General features: G+C 74.5%; 14 protein-coding genes. 4 read left to right on the forward strand and 10 right to left on the reverse strand.

The genetic code is table 11. The annotated features are described in order from the left end of the window. Positions 1 to 76 precede the first annotated feature (76 nt). The 4 genes from EYB28_RS11075 to EYB28_RS11090 are packed head-to-tail and all read left to right on the forward strand — an operon-like array spanning position 77 to position 6,434. A complete protein-coding gene (locus EYB28_RS11075) occupies positions 77 to 1,381 on the forward strand; it encodes an ABC transporter substrate-binding protein (protein WP_166847736.1) in 1,305 nt (434 codons plus the stop codon). Between the two features lie 45 nt (positions 1,382 to 1,426). Beyond that, complete coding sequence (locus tag EYB28_RS11080; protein WP_166847739.1) at positions 1,427 to 2,317, forward strand: carbohydrate ABC transporter permease; 891 nt, start codon at positions 1,427 to 1,429, stop codon at positions 2,315 to 2,317. Continuing rightward, positions 2,314 to 3,267: a carbohydrate ABC transporter permease gene (locus tag EYB28_RS11085; protein ID WP_166847741.1), complete on the forward strand. Its 954-nt coding sequence runs from the start codon at positions 2,314 to 2,316 to the stop codon at positions 3,265 to 3,267. The genes EYB28_RS11080 and EYB28_RS11085 overlap by 4 nt, the downstream gene beginning before the upstream one ends. Then, on the forward strand, positions 3,264 to 6,434 hold the full coding sequence (locus EYB28_RS11090) for a glycoside hydrolase domain-containing protein (protein WP_205710893.1): 3,171 nt from the start codon (positions 3,264 to 3,266) through the stop codon (positions 6,432 to 6,434). The genes EYB28_RS11085 and EYB28_RS11090 overlap by 4 nt, the downstream gene beginning before the upstream one ends. A gap of 100 nt (positions 6,435 to 6,534) precedes the next feature. Here EYB28_RS11090 and EYB28_RS11095 read toward each other — a convergent pair whose 3' ends face one another. From EYB28_RS11095 to metK, 10 genes are all read right to left on the reverse strand, one after another. Then, positions 6,535 to 7,500 carry an endo-beta-N-acetylglucosaminidase H gene (locus EYB28_RS11095; RefSeq protein ID WP_166847744.1) on the reverse strand — a complete coding sequence of 322 codons (966 nt, stop codon included), beginning with the start codon at positions 7,498 to 7,500 and terminating at the stop codon, positions 6,535 to 6,537. A 168-nt stretch (positions 7,501 to 7,668) separates the two neighbouring features. After that, positions 7,669 to 8,952: a HipA domain-containing protein gene (locus EYB28_RS11100; RefSeq protein WP_166847745.1), complete on the reverse strand. Its 1,284-nt coding sequence runs from the start codon at positions 8,950 to 8,952 to the stop codon at positions 7,669 to 7,671. Continuing rightward, positions 8,933 to 9,196: a helix-turn-helix transcriptional regulator gene (locus EYB28_RS11105; protein ID WP_166847746.1), complete on the reverse strand. Its 264-nt coding sequence runs from the start codon at positions 9,194 to 9,196 to the stop codon at positions 8,933 to 8,935. Before EYB28_RS11105 ends, EYB28_RS11100 begins: the two co-directional genes overlap by 20 nt. Before the next feature lie 111 nt (positions 9,197 to 9,307). Next, positions 9,308 to 9,835: a hypothetical protein gene (locus EYB28_RS11110; protein ID WP_166847748.1), complete on the reverse strand. Its 528-nt coding sequence runs from the start codon at positions 9,833 to 9,835 to the stop codon at positions 9,308 to 9,310. A gap of 92 nt (positions 9,836 to 9,927) precedes the next feature. Next, complete coding sequence (locus tag EYB28_RS11115) at positions 9,928 to 11,490, reverse strand: RsmB/NOP family class I SAM-dependent RNA methyltransferase (RefSeq protein WP_166847749.1); 1,563 nt, start codon at positions 11,488 to 11,490, stop codon at positions 9,928 to 9,930. Beyond that, positions 11,487 to 12,446, reverse strand: coding sequence for a methionyl-tRNA formyltransferase (gene fmt, locus EYB28_RS11120; protein ID WP_166847750.1), 960 nt, complete (start codon positions 12,444 to 12,446; stop codon positions 11,487 to 11,489). Before fmt ends, EYB28_RS11115 begins: the two co-directional genes overlap by 4 nt. A gap of 129 nt (positions 12,447 to 12,575) precedes the next feature. Continuing rightward, a complete protein-coding gene (locus EYB28_RS11125; RefSeq protein WP_166847752.1) occupies positions 12,576 to 13,094 on the reverse strand; it encodes a DUF1203 domain-containing protein in 519 nt (172 codons plus the stop codon). Between the two features lie 94 nt (positions 13,095 to 13,188). Next, entirely contained in the window at positions 13,189 to 13,851 is a 663-nt protein-coding gene (locus EYB28_RS11130) for an HAD family phosphatase (RefSeq protein WP_166847753.1), read from the reverse strand. Between the two features lies 1 nt (position 13,852). Then, entirely contained in the window at positions 13,853 to 16,234 is a 2,382-nt protein-coding gene (locus tag EYB28_RS11135) for a primosomal protein N' (protein ID WP_166847755.1), read from the reverse strand. A 205-nt stretch (positions 16,235 to 16,439) separates the two neighbouring features. Continuing rightward, a complete protein-coding gene (gene metK / locus EYB28_RS11140) occupies positions 16,440 to 17,645 on the reverse strand; it encodes a methionine adenosyltransferase (protein ID WP_166847757.1) in 1,206 nt (401 codons plus the stop codon). Between the last annotated feature and the right edge of the window lie 20 nt (positions 17,646 to 17,665).

A 17,665-nucleotide genomic window follows, 5' to 3' on the forward strand; every position in this document is an offset into this window, starting at 1 on the left:
GCGCTGCAGTACGTCGCCGAGACATCGGCTCGACCCACTCGGCTGCCTTTGTCTACTTCGAGGAAGAAGGACAACGATGAAGCACAGCACCCGCATCACCACCGCTGCCACGGGTCTCCTGGCAGCCGCCGCCCTGGCGGGCTGCACCGGGACGGCCGGCGGCGCCGGAGCCACCGGCCAGGAGGACATCGACACCACCGGCGAGCTCAGCGGCACCGTCTCGTTCCAGACGTGGTCGCTGAAGAACGAGACGTTCACGCCGTACTTCGAAGACCTCATCGACCGGTTCGAGTCCGAGCACCCGGACGTCACCGTCGAGTGGCTCGACCAGCCCGGCGACGGCTACCAGGACAAGATCCTCAGCCAGGCCAACTCGGGCACCCTGCCCGACGTGCTGAACCTGCCGCCCGACATCGCCTACCCGCTCGTCACGGCCGGCAAGCTCATCGACCTCGACGCCGCCGACCCGACGCTGGCCGAGACGTACGTCCCGGGAGCCTGGGAGGCGTACACGTACCCAGGCGTCGAGGGCGTCTTCGGCCTGCCGTGGTACCTCGGCACCGACCTCGGCTGGTGGAACGGCTCCGCGCTCGAGAAGTACGGCTTCTCCACCGACGACCTACCCACCACCGACGAGGACTTCCTCGCACTCGCCGTCGAGATGGGCAAGGCCTCCGACGGCCGCATGCCGTTGCTCAGCGCCATGCCGACGATCGACCAGTTCGCCTCGAACGACATCGAGATCCTCGACGACCAGGGCGAATTCGTCTTCAACACGCCCGAGGCCGCCGCCATCGTCGACGACTACGCCGAGGCCTACGCCGCCGGCGCGCTCCCGCCGGAGGCCCTCACGGGCGACTACGGCGGCAACGCCGACATGTTCAAGCAGGGCAAGGTCGCCTACACGACGGCGGGCTCCGGGTTCGCCGGCGACCTCGCCAGCGACGCCCCCACGATCCGCGAGTCCGTCGTGCCGGAGGCCCGCATCGGCGCGGCCCCGCTGTTCGTCCAGGGCATCAACGTGTCCAACGACTCGGACAACAAGGCCGCCGCGCTCGCCTTCGCGGAGTTCGTCACCAACACCGAGAACCAGGTCGAGTTCGTGCAGCTCGCGCTCGGATTCATGCCCGGCACGGTGGACGGCAGCGCGGACGCCGAGGCGCTCAGCGCGTCGGTCGACGACCCGCTGCAGAAGCAGGCCATGGAGATCGTCTCGGAGGCGATGACCGACGCCCGCATCCTCACTCCGTTCCAGTGGACGGACGCGATGAAGACCTTCATGGACCAGCAGCTGGCCCTCGCGATCAAGGGCGACCTGAGCGGCCAGGAGGCCCTCGACAAGGCCGTCGAGTACGCGAACGCCAACCGGATCGAGCAGTGACGACGCCGTGACGCGCACCATCGCCCGGACGACGGAAGGGACGACATGAGATCGCACCGCTGGTTCACGCCCTGGCTCCTCGTGGCGCCCGCCGTCGTCTGGGTGGTGGTGTTCGCGCTGTGGCCGTTCCTCAACACGGTCGGGCTGAGCTTCACCGACGCCCGCCCCCTGAGCCCCGGCGCGTTCGTCGGCCTCGACAACTATCGCCGCATGGCCGACGACGACCTGTTCGGCTACGCGCTGACCACCAGCCTCGTCTACGTGGTGGTGTGCGTCCCGCTGCTGACGGTCCTGCCGCTGCTGCTGGCGCTCCTGGTGGAGAAGACCCTCCCCGGCATCACGTTCTTCCGCACCACGTTCTACTTCCCGGTCATCGCCTCCGTCGTCGTGGTGGCCCTCATCTGGACATGGCTCTTCGACTCGCGCGGCGTCGTCAACCAGGCGCTCGAGTGGCTGGGGGTCATCGACTCCCCGTTCCCGTTCCTCGTCGACCGTTGGGGGCTGCTGTTCGTCGCCATCCTGCTGACGGTGTGGAAGGGACTCGGCTACTACATGGTCGTCTACCTCGCGGCGCTCGGTAACGTCGGCCGCGAGCTCCACGAGGCCGCCATGCTCGACGGCGCGGGCGCGGTCCGCCGCTTCCGGTCCGTGACCATCCCGGGCGTGCGCACGGCGATGCTGCTCATCTCCGTGCTCGTCGCCGTCGCCGCCATGCGCGTGTTCACCGAGCTGGAGGTCCTCTCCAACGGCACGGGCGGCCCCGGCGGGCAGAGCCTGTCGCTCGTCATGCTGATCCGCCAGGTGGGCCAGGGCCTCAACGGCGACATCGGCTACGCGTCGACGCTCAGCGTCGCCCTGTTCCTGCTCACCCTGGTGCCCCTCGGCGCCATCGCGTTCATGAATCGCGAGCGGAAGACCTCGGGAGCCGCGGCATGACCACCACCGACCTCGCCCCGTCCACGCAGTCGCCGGCCACCCCACCGGGCCGCCGGCCCCAGCAGGCCGGCCGGCGGCGCCACCGCGAGCCCCTCTACCGGCGCAAGGGGTCGGGCGACTTCACGAAGCCGAGCCTCCCGGGGCTCGTCACTCGCTACGGCCTGCTGGCGTTCGTGACCGTCATCGTCGTGGGCCCGCTCGTGTGGCAGCTGTCGACGTCGTTCAAGGGCCCGCTCGACGACATCTACTCGTTCCCGCCCGCGATCGTGCCCACCGACCCGACCGCGGAGAACTACGTCCGGGTCACGGACTTCATCCCGGTGTACCGCTACGCCTGGCACTCGCTCCTCGTCTCCGTCGCGACCGTGCTGAGCAACGTCGTGCTGTCGGTGTTCGCCGGCTACGCGCTCGGGGCCATGCGCTTCCGCGGCAAGATCGTCGTGATGGGCGTCCTGCTGTCGACGATGCTCCTGCCGGGCGAGGTGACGGTGACGAGCAACTTCCTGACCATCCGCAACCTCGGCCTGGCCGACTCCCTCGTCGGGGTGTATCTCCCCGGAGCGATCGGCGCGATGAACGTGCTGCTCATCGCGACGGCGTGCCGGATGATCCCCCACGAGGTGCTGGACGCGGCGATCGTCGACGGCGCCACGACCTGGCAGCGCATCCGGCACATCGTGTGGCCCAACGTCAAGGGCATGGCGTCGGTGGTCGCGATCTTCGCGTTCATCGGGGCGTGGGACGACTTCCTGTGGCCGCTCATCGTCCTCAACGACCCGTCGAAGTACACGCTGACGGTGGGCATGGCCTACCTCAACGGCAACTTCCAGGCCGACCCGCGGCTCATCGCCGCGGGCACGATGATCGCGCTCGTGCCGATCGTCGTCCTGTTCTCGTCCCTGCAGCGGTTCTTCTTCCGTGGTGTCGCCGAAGGAGCGGTCAAGGGGTGAGGGCACTGATCCGGCCGGCGGCCGGGCCGGCCGACCCGCCGTCGTCGGCGCCCCGCGCAGGCGTGCTGCGCGGCACCGTGTTCGCCTACCGCTTCCACCCGTCGGACGGCGTGGCGCGCCTCGATCTGCCGGGCTTCGCCGACGTCCCGCTCGGGCCCGACGACGTGCTCGACTGGGCCTTCTACGCCGACGACGCCCACGCCGTCACCGCGCCGTACGCGTCGCTGGCGGTCGCCGTCGACGTCCGGCTCGACGACGGCTCCCGCCTGAGCGACGTGGAGCCGGTACGTGACCGGTACGACGTGCCGCTGACCGCGGAGGCCCAGTTCGCGGCCCGCTGGAGCATGCCCGAGCAGTGGAACGCCGACAGCGTCGGACTCGCCCCCGTGGCCGGGCGGCGGGGCACGCTCGAGGTGGTGCTGGGCGACGCGTCGGTGGCGCACGTCACGACCCAGGTGACCGGATTCGTCGAGGTCCGTCTGCGACGCCGCCCGGCGTCCCGCGACCTCCCGCCCGCCGAGCGCGTCGACACGCGGCGCGGCACGCACTCCGGCCCGCGGTTCTCCCGCGGCAACACCGTCCCGGCCGTCGCGGTCCCTCACGGATTCACGTTCCTGGTCCCGGCGACGGATGCCTCGGACGCACGCTGGCCCTACCGCCCGTTCGTGCACGACGACGCCGCCGGGCGGCGGCTCGAGGCGCTGCAGTTCTCGCACCAGCCGAGCCCGTGGATCGGCGACCGCGGGGTGCTGCAGCTCATGCCGTACCTCGGGGGTCCACGCGCCGGCCGCGAGGAGCGGCGGCGATGGATCGTCCCGGGCACGGAGCGCGCGCGCCCGCACGGGTGGAGCGCCGAGCTGGGCGACGGCCTGTCGGTGGAGATGACCACCACCGACCGCGTCGGCGCCTTCCGCGTGGGCTCGCGCGCTCCCGGCGCCGGGATCGGTTTCGTCCTCGACCAGCTCACCGACGACGGCGCGCTGTGGTTCACCGCCGACGGCGGGTTCGAGGGCTGGGTTCCCGAGGGCGACCCCGCCTGGGGCAACGCCCCGCGCACCTACGTCGCCGGCCGCGTCGTGGGCGGGGCGCGCGCCTGGGGCGCCGTCCCGGGCGCACCGCGGCCCGCCGTGACCGGTCATGTCGGCGGCGACACGAGCGTCGAGGTGCGGGTCGCGATCTCGTTCCTGTCGATCGACCAGGCCTGGCGTTCCCTCGAGGCGGAGGCGCCGGGAACCGTCGGGTTCGACGCGCTGCGCGACGCGTCGCGGCGCGCGTGGGACGACGTGTGCGGCCGGGTCACCATCCCAGAGCTGCCCGAGGCCGAGCGCCCGTACCGGGGGCTCGCCGACGCCGAGCACCGGGCGCGCATCGCATCCGCGCTGTACCGGCTGCACCTGTACCCCAACCGGGCCGAGGAGAACGCCGGCACCGCCGCACGGCCGGCATGGCGGTACGCCGACCCGATGGTGCCCGCGGGGCCGCACGGCGACCGCGCGACGGGCGCACCGGTCCGCGACGGCCGGCTCACCGTGAACAACGGCTACTGGGACACCTACCGCACGGTGTGGCCGCTGCTGGCCCTCCTCGACCGCGAGAGCACCGGGTCGCTGCTCGACGGCCTCCTCGGCCAGTACCGCGGCGGCGGTTTCATGGCCCGGTGGAGCGCCCCCGGCTACGTCGACTCGATGGTCGGAACGTCCAGCGATCAGATCGTGGCCGACGCCGAGCGGTGGGGCGTGCCGTTCGGTGCCGCCGAGGCGTTCGAGAGCGGCGTCGAGAACGCCTGCCGCCCCGCACCCGACGCCCTCCGGGGGCGCAAGGGCCTGGCGCGCGGCCGGTTCACGGGCTACATCGCGTCGTCGGTGCCGGAGGGACTGAGCTGGTCGGTGGAGAACGCCGTCAGCGACGCCGCGCTCGCCCGCATGGCCGACCGGCTCGCCGACGACGCCGGTCCCGCCGCCGCGGCCCGTTACGACGCGTTCGCGCGGTACCTCGGCAACCGCTCCCGCGCGTACCGCGGCCTGTTCGACGCGCGCACCGGGTTCCTGCGCGGGCGGGACGACGCCGGCAGGTTCGCTCCCGGGGACTTCGACCCGCGCGTCTGGGGCGGCGACTACGTCGAGACCAACGCGTGGGGGTTGTCGGTCGGGGCGGTCCACGACGGTGCGGGGCTGGCCGGCCTGTTCGGCGGGCGCGCGGCCCTGGGCGACCACCTCGACCGGCTGTTCGCGCAACCGGAGACCGCCGACCCAGCCTTCGCCGGGAGCTACGGAACCGTCATCCACGAGCAGCGCGAGGCTCGCGCCCTGCGGTCTGGCATGTGCGCCGTCTCCAACCAGCCCGCCCATCACATCCCGGCCATGTACGTCCACAGCGACCGGCCGTGGCGCGCCGGGCAGGTGACGCGCGACCTGGCCGGGCGGCTCTTCGCCGGCGCGATGATCGGGCAGGGCTTCCCCGGCGACGAGGACAACGGCGAGATGAGCGCCTGGTGGCTGTGGGCCGCACTCGGCCTGTACCCGCTGGAGCTCGCGTCCGGGCGGCTGCTGGTCGGCGTGCCCCTGTACGACGACGTCACGGTGCGCACCGCGCACGGCCGTGTCCGCGTGCGCACCCGGCGCGAGACACCCGCGTCGGACGTGCTCGCCGGCGTGCGGGTGAACGGCACCGGGCGCGCCGAGGCCGTCCTGACGCCGGAGGACCTCGCGGGCGACGTGGACGTGGAGCTCGACCTCGCCGAGGCGCCCGCCGCAGATCTCTGGCCGACCATCGCCGCGCTCCCCTGGCACCCCGAACTTACCGACAGCGCGGAGCTGGTCGCCCACGACGACGTCGCCGCACCCGCGTGCCTCGCCGACGACGGCCGCTCCGGCACGGACGTCGCGCTGCGTGCCGGCGAGTGGGTCGGGTGGCGCTGGCCGGAGCCCGTCCGGGTCACGGACGTCGCCGTCACGAGCCCCGTCGAGCTCGACTCCACGGACCTGGTGTGGGAGACGAGCGTGGACGGCCGCACCTGGCGTCGCGTCGCCACGTCCCACGACGAACGGCTCGCGGGCGACCGGACGACGCCGTTCCGGCTCGCGCACCCGGTGCCCGTGGTCGCCGTCCGCGTCGGCGCCCGGCGCGCCGTGACACTCCGCCAGGTCGAGCTGTTCGCGCTGGACTGAGCCGACCGGCGCGTCATCCCCGCCGGAGGAAACCGCGCGGCCCGGTGCCGCATCGGCAGGATGCGGCACCGGGCCGCGCGTCGGTGTCAGCGCGTCGTCGTCAGCGCATCGCCGGGATGCCGCCGGTGGCCGCCTCCCCGGTGGAGGTGGGCGCCGAGCCCTCGGACGAGACGTGCACCGTGTCGTGTCCGGTCAGGCGCCGGGTGATCTCGGAGAGATACGCCTCCTGGTTCGTGGCGGTGAGGTTGTAGGTGATGAGCGCGCCGTAGTCCTCGGCGACGGTGCGCTCGGTCAGCGCGACAGCGGTGCCCAGCGACGTGCGCGACAGGTCGATGGCGGCCGGGCTCAGCTCGCCCTTGCCGAGGCCGGCGACCGTCGGCGGGTCGAAGGTGCCGTACCAGGGGTTCCAGGCGTAGTCGACGTAGTCGCCGAGCCGCAGGCCGTCGTACTCGGTCGTGGCGTACGCCGGGCCGATGGCGTAGAAGGTGATGAGCTTGTCCGGGCCGAGCCGCTCGCGCAGCGCCTTGGCGAGGTAGAGGAACGAGTAGTCGTTCGCCGGGCGGGAGCTGTAGTCGGAGTACTCGTCGTCGAAGTCGATGCCGTCCAGGTCGTACCGCTCGACGACGTCCGCGAGCTGGGCCGCGAAGGCGTCGGCCTCGGCGTACGTCTCGAAGTTGGCCAGACCGGCGCTGTCGTGGTTGCCCAGGATCGACAGCAGCACGTCGGTGCCCTGCTCCTGCAGCGGGCGGATCTGCGTGTCGGCGTTCTCGAGCGTCCAGGTGACGCGGTCGTTGAGGTGCAGGTAGGCCGACTCGCCGTCGTGGTTGATGTTCGCGGCGAAGATGACGGCAGTGTCGAAGGCCGGCTCGCCGGTGCCCTCGAGGCGGTAGTCCGCGACGTTGCGCAGGTCGTTCGAGTTGACCTCGACGTAGGCGACGCGCTCGACGTCGACGGGTTCCTCGGCGGTCGCGCCGGCGGCGGGAGCCAGGGCCACCGCGGCGGTCAGGGTCGCGGTGACGGCGGCCAGGGCCGTCGTCCGGCGGCGGTGCTCACGGTCGTGGGACATCGGTGTTCCTCCTCGGTCGCGTGGGCCACCGGGTGGGCGGCCGTCACGATCACGTCGTCGTGATGTCCACGACCGTAGCGCTTGAGTTGCACTTGAGCGAGGAAAACCCTCCCTCAAGTCACTCAAGGCTCGTGGAGCACTTAAGCGCATGAGCAATACGTTCGCTCGTCAGGGCACGAGCCCGCGCCGCAGCGCGTCGGTACGCTCGGTGACGGTGCGCCAGGCACCGGCCCGCACGCCCGGGTGCGCACCGCGGTCGACCTCGTCGAGCGCCGTCCGCATCGCGTCGAGGGTCTGCGCGACGACGCGACGGGCGCGGCGTCCGGGCAGGCCCCAGGACTCCCCCTCGGCGACGAGGGCCGGGGCGTCGATGCGGTCCATGTCCCGCTCCCCCGCGACGTCCATCGCGAACACCCGCGAGGCGTGGTCGTGGTGCAGGTGCATGGCGACGTCGTAGGCGGGCGCGAGCGCGACCGTGCCGTCGGCGCGGCGCAGCATCGACACGTTCTTCGCGTGGGCGTCGGTGTTGCCGACGGCGAGGTTGAACGTCGTCAGGGCGAGCAGCGGGTCCGGGCGTGCCCCGTCGTCGCGCAGCACGCGCGCGATCCGGGCCAGGGAGGGCAGGGCCCGGCCGTGCTGGAACTTGCGCTCCGGGTCGCGGGTGTTGATGCCGAGCGCCTGCGCGGCGTCCTCCTGGTGCACGCGGCGCAGCCCGCCCGGCTCGTCGTCGTCGGGCACGCGGTCGTAGCGGGAGACGACGATGCAGCGCACGCCGTCGAACGTCTCGACGGTGGCATCGATCGATGTCAGCCCGACCCGGCGGGCGAGGTCGATCGCCGCCGCCTCCGTGTCCACGAGGTCGGCCGTGGGCGACCCGGCGGCCCGCGCGACCTTGAGGATGTGCGTGGTCGCGTCGGTCGGCCCTGCCCGCCACCAGGCCCCGCCGTCGCGCACGAGGCCGATCTTCGGCTCCATGCCCGGCAGCGAGCTGGTGAGGTGCGTGCTGCGGCCGTGCCCGCCCGCACGGGCGAGGCTCTCGGTGAGCAGCCGGCCCACACCGGTGTCGTCGAGGCGCACGGCCGACCGGTGCGACCGGGACGGGGTGCTGCCGGGCGCCACGAACGCGAGCGCGCCGACCGTGTCCCCGCCGTACGCGCCGAAGAACGCGACCGGGTCGTCCGGGTCGACGCCGGCCTCCATCGCCATGGTCTCGCGCACGCGGCCCTCCGGCATGAGGCCGTCGAGCCAGGCGGTGACGCGCGCCGCCGGCGTGGGTGCGTCGTCGTCGATCGGCAGCAGGTGCGACAGGATCCGTGAGCCGTAGCCCCAGCGGTCGGCGGCGCCGGAGTCCCACTCGAGGCTCACGCGCGGCAGCCCGCGCGAGGTGCGGGTCGTGGCGAACCGCGCGATGCGGCTCCCGTACAGCCAGGCATCAGTCGTCGTCGCCGCCACCGGTCCCCCTCTCGGCGAGCCGGACGTCGATCCCGAGCTCGTCGAACATCTCGAACAGGCGGGTGATGTACAGGTTGTCGACGCCGGACTCGACCTCCGACACGTACTGCCGCGTCAGGCCGAGCTCGTCCGCGAGCGCCGCCTGGCTCGTTCCCCGGCGTCGGCGGGCCTGTCTCATGAAGCGGCCGATGTCGCGTGCACTGCGGACGCGGGCCCAGCGGGTGGTGGAGTTCTGCTCGTCCATCCGGGCTCCTTGGTCAGGATATTCCGACTTCGTCGTAGTCAGGTTATCCCGACACTGTGGAATGTGCAAGAAGATCCTGACATCACACTGCGCAACGGACGCCGTCGTGCCTCAGCCGGGCTGCTGGTGCAGCCTCGTGAGGGTCGTGCGGAGCCTGAGGAGCTCGTCGTACGTCGGCTGGTGCGGGAGTCTGAGAGCCGCAGTGCCTGTCTCGTAGGTGGACAGCTCACGCAGCTCGGCCTGGAGGGTGCGCAGGAGATCGCGCGTGTCGCTTCGCCTGCCCACCGTCGCGGCGAATCGTGCGGGCGGGAGTCGCTCGTCGAGCGTGTCGAGGCCCAGCGCCCGGTATGCGTCGCAGGTGCGACGGACGGTGACGACGATGCTGTCGAGGACGATCCGGCGTCGCACCTGGTGAATGCCGGGCCTCCGGTGAGTGCGCCCCTCGGACGCCGGGGGCGTGGAGAAGGAGAACCAGTCGGAGACGGCGGTGAGCACGCGGGAGGCGCGCCCGCCTCGGTCGTGCAGCGCCTCGATGACGCGGCGTCCGACGGTGAACAGGGCGAGGGGCAGGAAGACGACGAGCACGCCGAGGCCGATCAGGACGAGAGCGGGCGGCACACCGCCGAGGGACACGGTCACCCGGTCGACCTCCTGGACTCGGGCGGTCTGGGTGTGGGCTCTCGGGGACGAGAGTAGCGGCCCGCGTCGCGCCCTGGCTGGACGGGTACGGCTCAGCGGGTGCGGCGCATGAGGGTGAGGTGCATCGCGTCGGTGCCGTGGACGTGGGGCCAGAGCTGCACGTCGAGGCCGCCCGCTCCTCCGTCGTCGGGCCCGAGGTCGATGTCGGCGTCGGGGACCAGGACGGAGCGGACGGCGGCGCGCGCGTCGATCCGCTCGGCGTCGTCGCGGCGCCGCAGGACGTCGTCGACGACGAGGCGGGTCTCGGCCTGGTGGGGCGAGCAGGTGACGTAGGCGACGACTCCCCAGGGGCGGACGGCGTCGAGGGCGGAGTCCAGCAGCTCGCCCTGCAGGCGGGTGAGCACCCCGAGGTCGGCGGGGGTGCGCCGCCACCGCGACTCGGGGCGCCTGCGCAGGGCGCCGAGGCCGGTGCAGGGGGCGTCGACGAGCACGCGGTCGAAGGCGCCGGGCTCGTCGGCGCCGACGTCGCGGCCGTCGCCGGTGCGGACCTGCTCGACGACGCCGTCGGGTGCGGCGCGCAGGGCGCGGGAGACGAGGCGCGCCCGGTGCGGCTGCACCTCGTTGGCGACGAGCCGCGCGCCACGGGCGGCCGCGAGCGCCGCGAGGAGGGCCGACTTGCCGCCGGGGCCGGCGCACAGGTCGAGCCATCGGCGGTCGGTGTCGTCGGGGCCGTCGAGGGGTGCGGCGGCCAGGGCCAGGGTGACGAGCTGGGAGCCCTCGTCCTGGACGCCGGCGCGGGCGTCGGCGACGGCGGGCAGGGCGGCGGGGTCGCTGCCTCCCGCCATGACGAGGGCGGTGGGTGCCCAGCGTCCGGGTTCGAGGCGCAGGTCGGCCTGGTCGGCCTCGTCGCGCAGGGTGTCGGGGTCGGCGAGGCCGGGGCGGGCGACGAGGGTGACGCGGGGGGCGGTGTTGTCGGCGTCGAGCAGGGCGGCGGTCTCGTCGGGGTCGCGGCCGGCGCCGGCGAGGGCCTCGCGCAGGGCGCGGGTGATCCACAGCGGGTGGGAGCGGCTGGTGGCGAGGGCGTGCAGCTCGTCGGGGGCGTCGTCGCGCAGCTGCTCGAGCCAGTCGTCGAGGCTGGTGCGGCCGACGGCGCGCAGGACGGCGTTGACCATCTGGGCGGGTCCGGCGCCGACGCGGTCGCGGGTCAGGGCGACGGTCTCGGAGACGGCGGCGTGCGGGGGCACGCGCATGCCGAGGAGCTGGTGGGTGCCGAGGCGCAGCACGTCGAGGATCTCGGGGTCGAGCTGGTCGAGGGGGCGGCTGACGCGGTGGGCGAGGATCGCGTCGTAGCGGCCGCGCAGGCGCAGGGTGCCGTAGGTGAGCTCGGTGGCGAAGGCGGCGTCGCGTCCGGTGAGGCGCCGCTCGCGCAGCAGGGGCGGCAGGACGAGGTTGGCGTAGGCGTCGGAGGCGTCGACCTCGCGCATGACGTCGTACGCGACGGCGCGGGCGGGGTCGGTGCGGCGGCTGCGCTGCGAGGGGGCCTGGTTGCTGCGGTGGCGGTCGCCGCGGGTGCGGGCGGCGCCCCGCTGGCGGCCGCGGGCGTCCCTGCGGTCGTCGTGCCGGCCGTCCCTGCGGTGGTCGTCGCGGCCGCTCATCGGGCGTCCCCGAGCACGAGGTCGCCGTCGGCCAGGAGGGCGCGACCGGCTCCGCGGGCCCAGTCGGGCGCGGGCATGGCCTTCTTGCCGACGGGGCGCACGTCGCCGAGGGCGACGGGGCCGGTGGCGGTGCCGACGAGCACCTCCTTCTTGCCGGCGCGGACCTGTCCGGGGGCGAGGGTGTCGCCGTCGGGCAGGGCGTCGGGGCGGGGGGTGACGGGCCCGAGGCCGAGGCGCGACCCGTCGGGCAGGGTGGTCCAGGCGCCGGGTGCGGGGGTGACGGCGCGGACGCGGCGGTCGACCGCGAGCGCCGGGTCGTCCCACCGTACGCGGGCGTCGTCGGTGGTGATCTTGGGGGCGACGCTGACGCCGTCGGCGGGCTGGGCCTGCGGCTGTAGGGCGCCGGCCTCGAGGGCATCGAGGGTGGCGACGAGGAGCTCGGCGCCGCTGGTGGCGAGTCGTGCGAGCAGGTCGCCTGAGGTGTCGCGGGGGCGGACTGTCTCGGTGGCGGTGCCGAGCACGGGCCCGGTGTCCATGCCCTCGTCGAGGAGGAAGGTGGTGGCGCCGGTGACCTGGTCGCCGGCGAGGAGGGCGTGCTGCACGGGGGCGGCGCCGCGCCAGGCGGGCAGGACGGAGAAGTGCAGGTTGACCCAGCCGAGCCGGGGCACGGCGAGGACGTCGGGGCGCAGGAGGTGGCCGTAGGCGACGACGGGGGCGGCGTCGACCTCCAGGTCGCGCAGGGTGCGCAGGAACTCCTCGCCGCGGGGGCGGTCCGTGAGGACGGGGATACCGGCCTCCTCGGCGGCGACGCACACGGGGCTGGGCACGAGGCGGCGGCCTCGCCCGGCGGGGGCGTCCGCGCGCGTCAGGACGGCGGCGACCTCGTGGGACGAGCGCAGCAGGGCGTGCAGGGACGGGACGGCGGGTTCAGGGGTTCCGGCGAAGAGCAGACGCACCACACGATCCTAGTCGGGTGGACGCCGACCCCAGGTGTGCCGACCTTCTCCCCGCCGCCCGTCGAACCGGCGTTCGATCCCGGAGGCCGGACCGGCCGTCGAAGGCGGCCCTCGCGCGGCGACCATGCCCTACCGCGCCGCGCCGGCGGGCCGTCGGACCTCGAAGTGGAAGCACCCGTGCTCCAGCGCTCGCACGTGCACGAGCACCACGCCGGGGTCGGCGAACGCGTCGTTGAGCGCCTCGTCGAACCCGGCAGCGGCGTCCGCGGGGACCTCAAGGAGGCGCCCACCGGCGATGTGACCTCTGGCGTCGTAGCGACGCAGGGTCCGCAGGGCGCCGGGCCGGTCGAAGGGGTAGGTCACGCCGGGCACGAACCCTGCGCAGTCGTCGGCGTGGACGAAGACGGGGCCCTGTTCGTCGTACGCGCCCGGCCGCGCACCGGTCTCGGCGGCCCAGCGGCGCAACGGGGCGTACGAGACGAGGGCGATCCGGTCGCCGGGTCGGGCGGGGCGCAGGCAGCAGCGCAGCGGGGAGCCGGCGTCGTCACGGGTCGTGGTGTACGGGGCGCAGGGCTGCCCGGCGTCGTCGACCACGCGCAGCTGGGCGAGGGCGGTCGAGTCGATGGGGAGCGCGGTGTACCTGGTCATGCACCCATGCTGGTGCGCCGCGGGTGCCTCTGCTGGCAGGAATCGGACGTCGCGCTCGCCGCGCGGCAGCGGGCGTTACGGGACGCCCTCGCCGTCACCGCGGGCCCGGGCCTGCCGGGCGGACGGGCACGCCCAGGTCGCGCAGAGCGGCCCGGAAGGTATCGGTGTCCGTGAAGTGGACGGCGTGGAACCCGAGGTCGCGGGCGGCGGCGACGTTCGCCGGGCTGTCGTCGACGAACACGGCGCGCCGCACGTCCACGTCGAACACCCGTTCGAGGTGGCGGAAGATCTCCGGGTCGGGCTTGGCCAGGCCCACCCGGCCGGAGACGACGACGCCGTCCATACGGGCCGTCGCGGGGGCCGCGGTGGCGGCGTGCTCGAACAGCTCGGCGGACCAGTTGGTCAGACCCAGCAGGCGCAGGCCCGCCGCCCGCAGCTCGTCCACGAGCGCCGCGGATCCCGGGACCGGCCCGGTGAGCGTGCCGGGGAAGTTCGCGACGTACTCGTCCATCAGTGTGCGCAGGTGGGGGCGGCCCGCGAGCGCCTCCCGGGCCTGGGCCCAGGTGCGCCCGGCGTCCTGGGCGCGGTTGAAGGCGGGGAAGTCGATCTCGGCCATCCACGCGTCCACCTCGGCGCGGTCGCGGTCACCGAAGGCGCCGTACGGGTCCCACCGCACGAGGACGTTGCCGAAGTCGTAGACGACGGTGTCGACGGCGCTGCCGGAAGCCCCGTCGGAGGTCCTGTCGGCGGCGGTCATGTCAGAGCATCTCCTTGGGGTCGACGTGCACGCGCACGGTGCCACCCTCGCGGCGGGCGGAGCGGACGGCGAGGGAGGCGCGCAGCTGCGCGGACAGCTCGTGCCCGCGCGCGAGCGGAACCCGCAGCACGACGCGGACGCGTGGTTCGAGGGTCCCGGCCGCGCCCCCGGGGCCGTCGTCCCCGGGCAGCTCCACGGGGCCGAGGACGGCCTCCCCCGTGGCGAGCTCCACCCGGCCGACGACCGCCTCGACGGGGCCGCGGTCCCCGGTGACGGCGGCGACGCGCACGGCCGGCGGCAGCGCGAGCTCGCGGCGCTCGGCCAGCTCGCGGTCCGCGAGGCCGGGGGCGTCGAAGCGGACGAGGGCCCCGGTCGGTGCGGGGGCGGCGTCGCCGACGAGCAGCACCTGCCCGCCGTCGGGGGCGGGACGGGTGAGAGCGGCGGCGGCGAGCCACCGGTGCAGCGCCTCGGTGGAGGCGGCCAGGCCCGTGGAGGCGGTGGAGACGGCGGCGTCGAGCAGCAGGGTGACAGCGTACCCGCCGTCGGCGACGGGTTCGGCACCGGGGGTCGCGACGACGAGCGCGGGGCCGGCGCCGACACGGTCCAGGACGCCGCCGGGCGCGGTCGAGGCCGACACCCGCACGGGGGTGCCGGGGAAGGCGCGGCCGAGCTCCTCGGCCGTGCGGTCGGAGCCGACGCGCACGGCGCGCAGGCGGGTGTCGCCGCACTCGTCGCACCGCCAGCCGCCGGCGAGGCGCCCGCACCAGGAGCACTGGGGGGCGGAGGCCCGCCCGCGCAGCCCGAGGGGGCCGTGGCAGGCGGTGCAGCGGGCGGCGGTGCGGCAGCGGCCGCAGGCGACGACGGGCAGGTAGCCGGTGCGCGGGACCTGCACGAGCACGGGACCGCGGGCGAGGGCGTCGCGCGCGGCCCGCCAGGCCGCGGACGGCAGGCGGGCGGCGGCGCCGGGTCCTTCGGCGGCGAGCTCCACGGAGGTCAGGGCGCGCACGCGGGGGGCGCGGGCGCGCAGCACGTCGCGCGGGGCGGCGATCTCCCGCGCCCACCCGGCAGCCAGCAGTGCCTGCGCCTGCACGGTGCGCCCCGGCGAGGCGAGCAGGTAGGCGGCGCGCTCCAGGTCGCTGCGCAGCGCGAGGACCTCCCGCGCCTGCGGGTAGGGGGCGTGCGGCTCGGCGAGGGTGTCCTCGCCGTCGCCCCACAGCACGACGAGGCCGAGGTCGGGCACGGGCGCGAACATGGCGGCGCGGGTGCCGACGACGACGTCGGCCAGGCCGTGCCGGGCCCGCAGGAAGGCCCGGTACCGCGGCGCGGGGCCGTCGTCGGCGAGGAGGCGTGCCACCTGGTCGTCGTCGAGGCCGGCGCCGCGCAGGGCGTCGCACACCCGTTCGGCGTCGCGGGCGTCGGGCACGACGACGAGGGCCCGCCGCCCGCCCGCGAGCGTGGCCCGCACGGCGTGCGCGACCGCGACCGTCCAGTGGGGACGCGTCGCCATCGGCTCCCCGGCGCCGGGCCGGGTACCGGGATCCGCGCGAGGGCCGGCGCCCGGATCGTCGCCCGGACGACCGCCGTGACGGCCGTCCTGCGCCCCCTGGGGCGCCTCCAGGCCGGGCAGGGGGGTCCAGACCGCCCGAGGCGCCTCCCCGGCCGTCAGATGCCGGCAGAAGGCCTCTCCGCCCCGGTACGGCGCCCAGGGCGCGGCGCCGTCGTCTCCCCCGCCGGGCGGGACCACCGGCGGGGGTGCGGGCGCGGCACCGCTGGCATCCCGGCCCTCGTCCGCCACGTCGCTCCCCTCGCCGGAGCCGGCGGAACCCTCCGTGCCGAAACCGGCAGGGCCCGCGGTGTCGCCGGTGTCGCCGGTGTCGTCACGGCGGTCGGCGAGGGCGGCCAGCACCTCCTTCTCCACGCGGGCGTGCCGGGGCGGGACGGCGAGGCGCAGGACGTCGGCGAGGGTGCCCGCGTACCGGTCGGCGACGGCGCGCGCCAGGCGCAGCACCGGTTCGGAGAGCACCGGGTCCCCGGACACGACGCGGCGCAGCGGCACCAGGCGGCCCGTGTGCGCGGACGACTCGGCCCGCGCCACCACGTACCCGCCGACCTCCTGCGGCCCGAACCGGGCCCGCACCCGCACCCCGGGCACGGCGTCGGCGGCGACGTCGGCGGGCACGAGGTAGTCGTACTCGCGGTCCAGGTGCGCGGGCTGCAGGTCGAGCACCACCCGGGCCACGGGCAGCTCGTCGGCGATCTCCTTCGCCCCCAGCGCGGCCTTGCGCCGCCCCCGCCCCTTGCCCGCTCTGCCCCCGCTCGACGGCGCCGGGACGTCGTCGAGCCCGAGCAGCGCGGGCTGCTCGGGCTCGGGAAGGTCGCTCACCGGCCTATCTCAGCATGTCCCCCGGACAGTCGTCACACCCGGGACCGGATCGACGTAGCGGTGACTGTCATGACCCCGCGGGGTGGTGACAGTCAGCGCTACGTCGACGCCGAGAATCGCTCCGACCGTGAGCCGATGCACGAGCCGAGGGTGACGACGTCGTGCCCCTCGGCGGTACCAACCCGAGAGACGCGACCCCAAGAGCTCAGACGGCAGAACGCAGAGCGTCGACCCGGTCCGTCCGCTCCCAGGTGAACTCCGGCAGCTCGCGCCCGAAGTGCCCGTACGCGGCGGTCTTGGCGTACACGGGACGCAGCAGGTCCAGTTCGCGGATGATCGCGGCGGGACGCAGGTCGAACACGTCCCGGATGGCGGTCTCGATGCGGGCGGGGTCGACCTGCGCGGTGCCGAACGTCTCCACGTACAGGCCGACGGGGTGGGCCTTGCCGATGGCGTAGGCGACCTGCACCTCGCAGCGCCGCGCCAGCCCGGCGGCGACGACGTTCTTCGCCACCCAGCGGGTCGCGTACGCGGCGGAGCGGTCCACCTTGGAGGGGTCCTTGCCGGAGAACGCGCCGCCGCCGTGGCGGGCCATGCCCCCGTAGGTGTCGACGATGATCTTGCGCCCGGTGAGCCCCGCGTCGCCCTGGGGGCCGCCGACGACGAACTTGCCTGTGGGGTTGACGATGAGCCGGGCGCCGGCGGTGTCGAGGCCGACCTGCTCGCCCACCTGCGCCAGCACGGGGCCGATGACCTGCTCGGCCATCTCGCGGCCGAGCTTCTCCTGCGTGACGTCGGCGTCGTGCTGGGTGGACAGGACGACGGTGTCGACGCGCACGGGGCGGTCGCCGTCGTAGCCGATGGTGACCTGCGTCTTGCCGTCGGGGCGCAGCCCGGTGACCTCGCCGGTGCGGCGCACGGACGCGAGGCGCTCGGCGAGCCGGTGCGCCGTCCAGATCGGCAAGGGCATGAGGGTGGGGGTCTCGTCGCTGGCGTAACCGAACATTAGGCCCTGGTCGCCGGCGCCCTGCGCGTCGAGGGGGTCCATGTCGCCGGCGTCGTCGCGCAGCTCGAGGGCCTTGTCGACGCCCTGGGCGATGTCGGGCGACTGCTGCCCGATGGAGACGGACACGCCGCACGAGTCGCCGTCGAAGCCGATGGCGGAGGACGTGTAGCCGATGCGGCGCACGACGTCGCGCACCAGCTGCGGGATCTCGACGTAGGCCTCGGTGGTGACCTCGCCGGCGACGTGCACGAGGCCGGTGGTCACGAGGGTCTCGACCGCCACCCGCGACCGCGGGTCCTGGGCCAGCAGCGCGTCCAGGATCGTGTCGGAGATCTGGTCGCACACCTTGTCGGGGTGGCCCTCCGTCACGGACTCGGACGTGAACAGGCGCAGTGCATCGGTCATGCACGACAGCCTACGGGCCC

Origin of the sequence: Isoptericola sp. BMS4, assembly GCF_011634835.1 — a bacterium.
Classification (GTDB): domain Bacteria; phylum Actinomycetota; class Actinomycetes; order Actinomycetales; family Cellulomonadaceae; genus Isoptericola.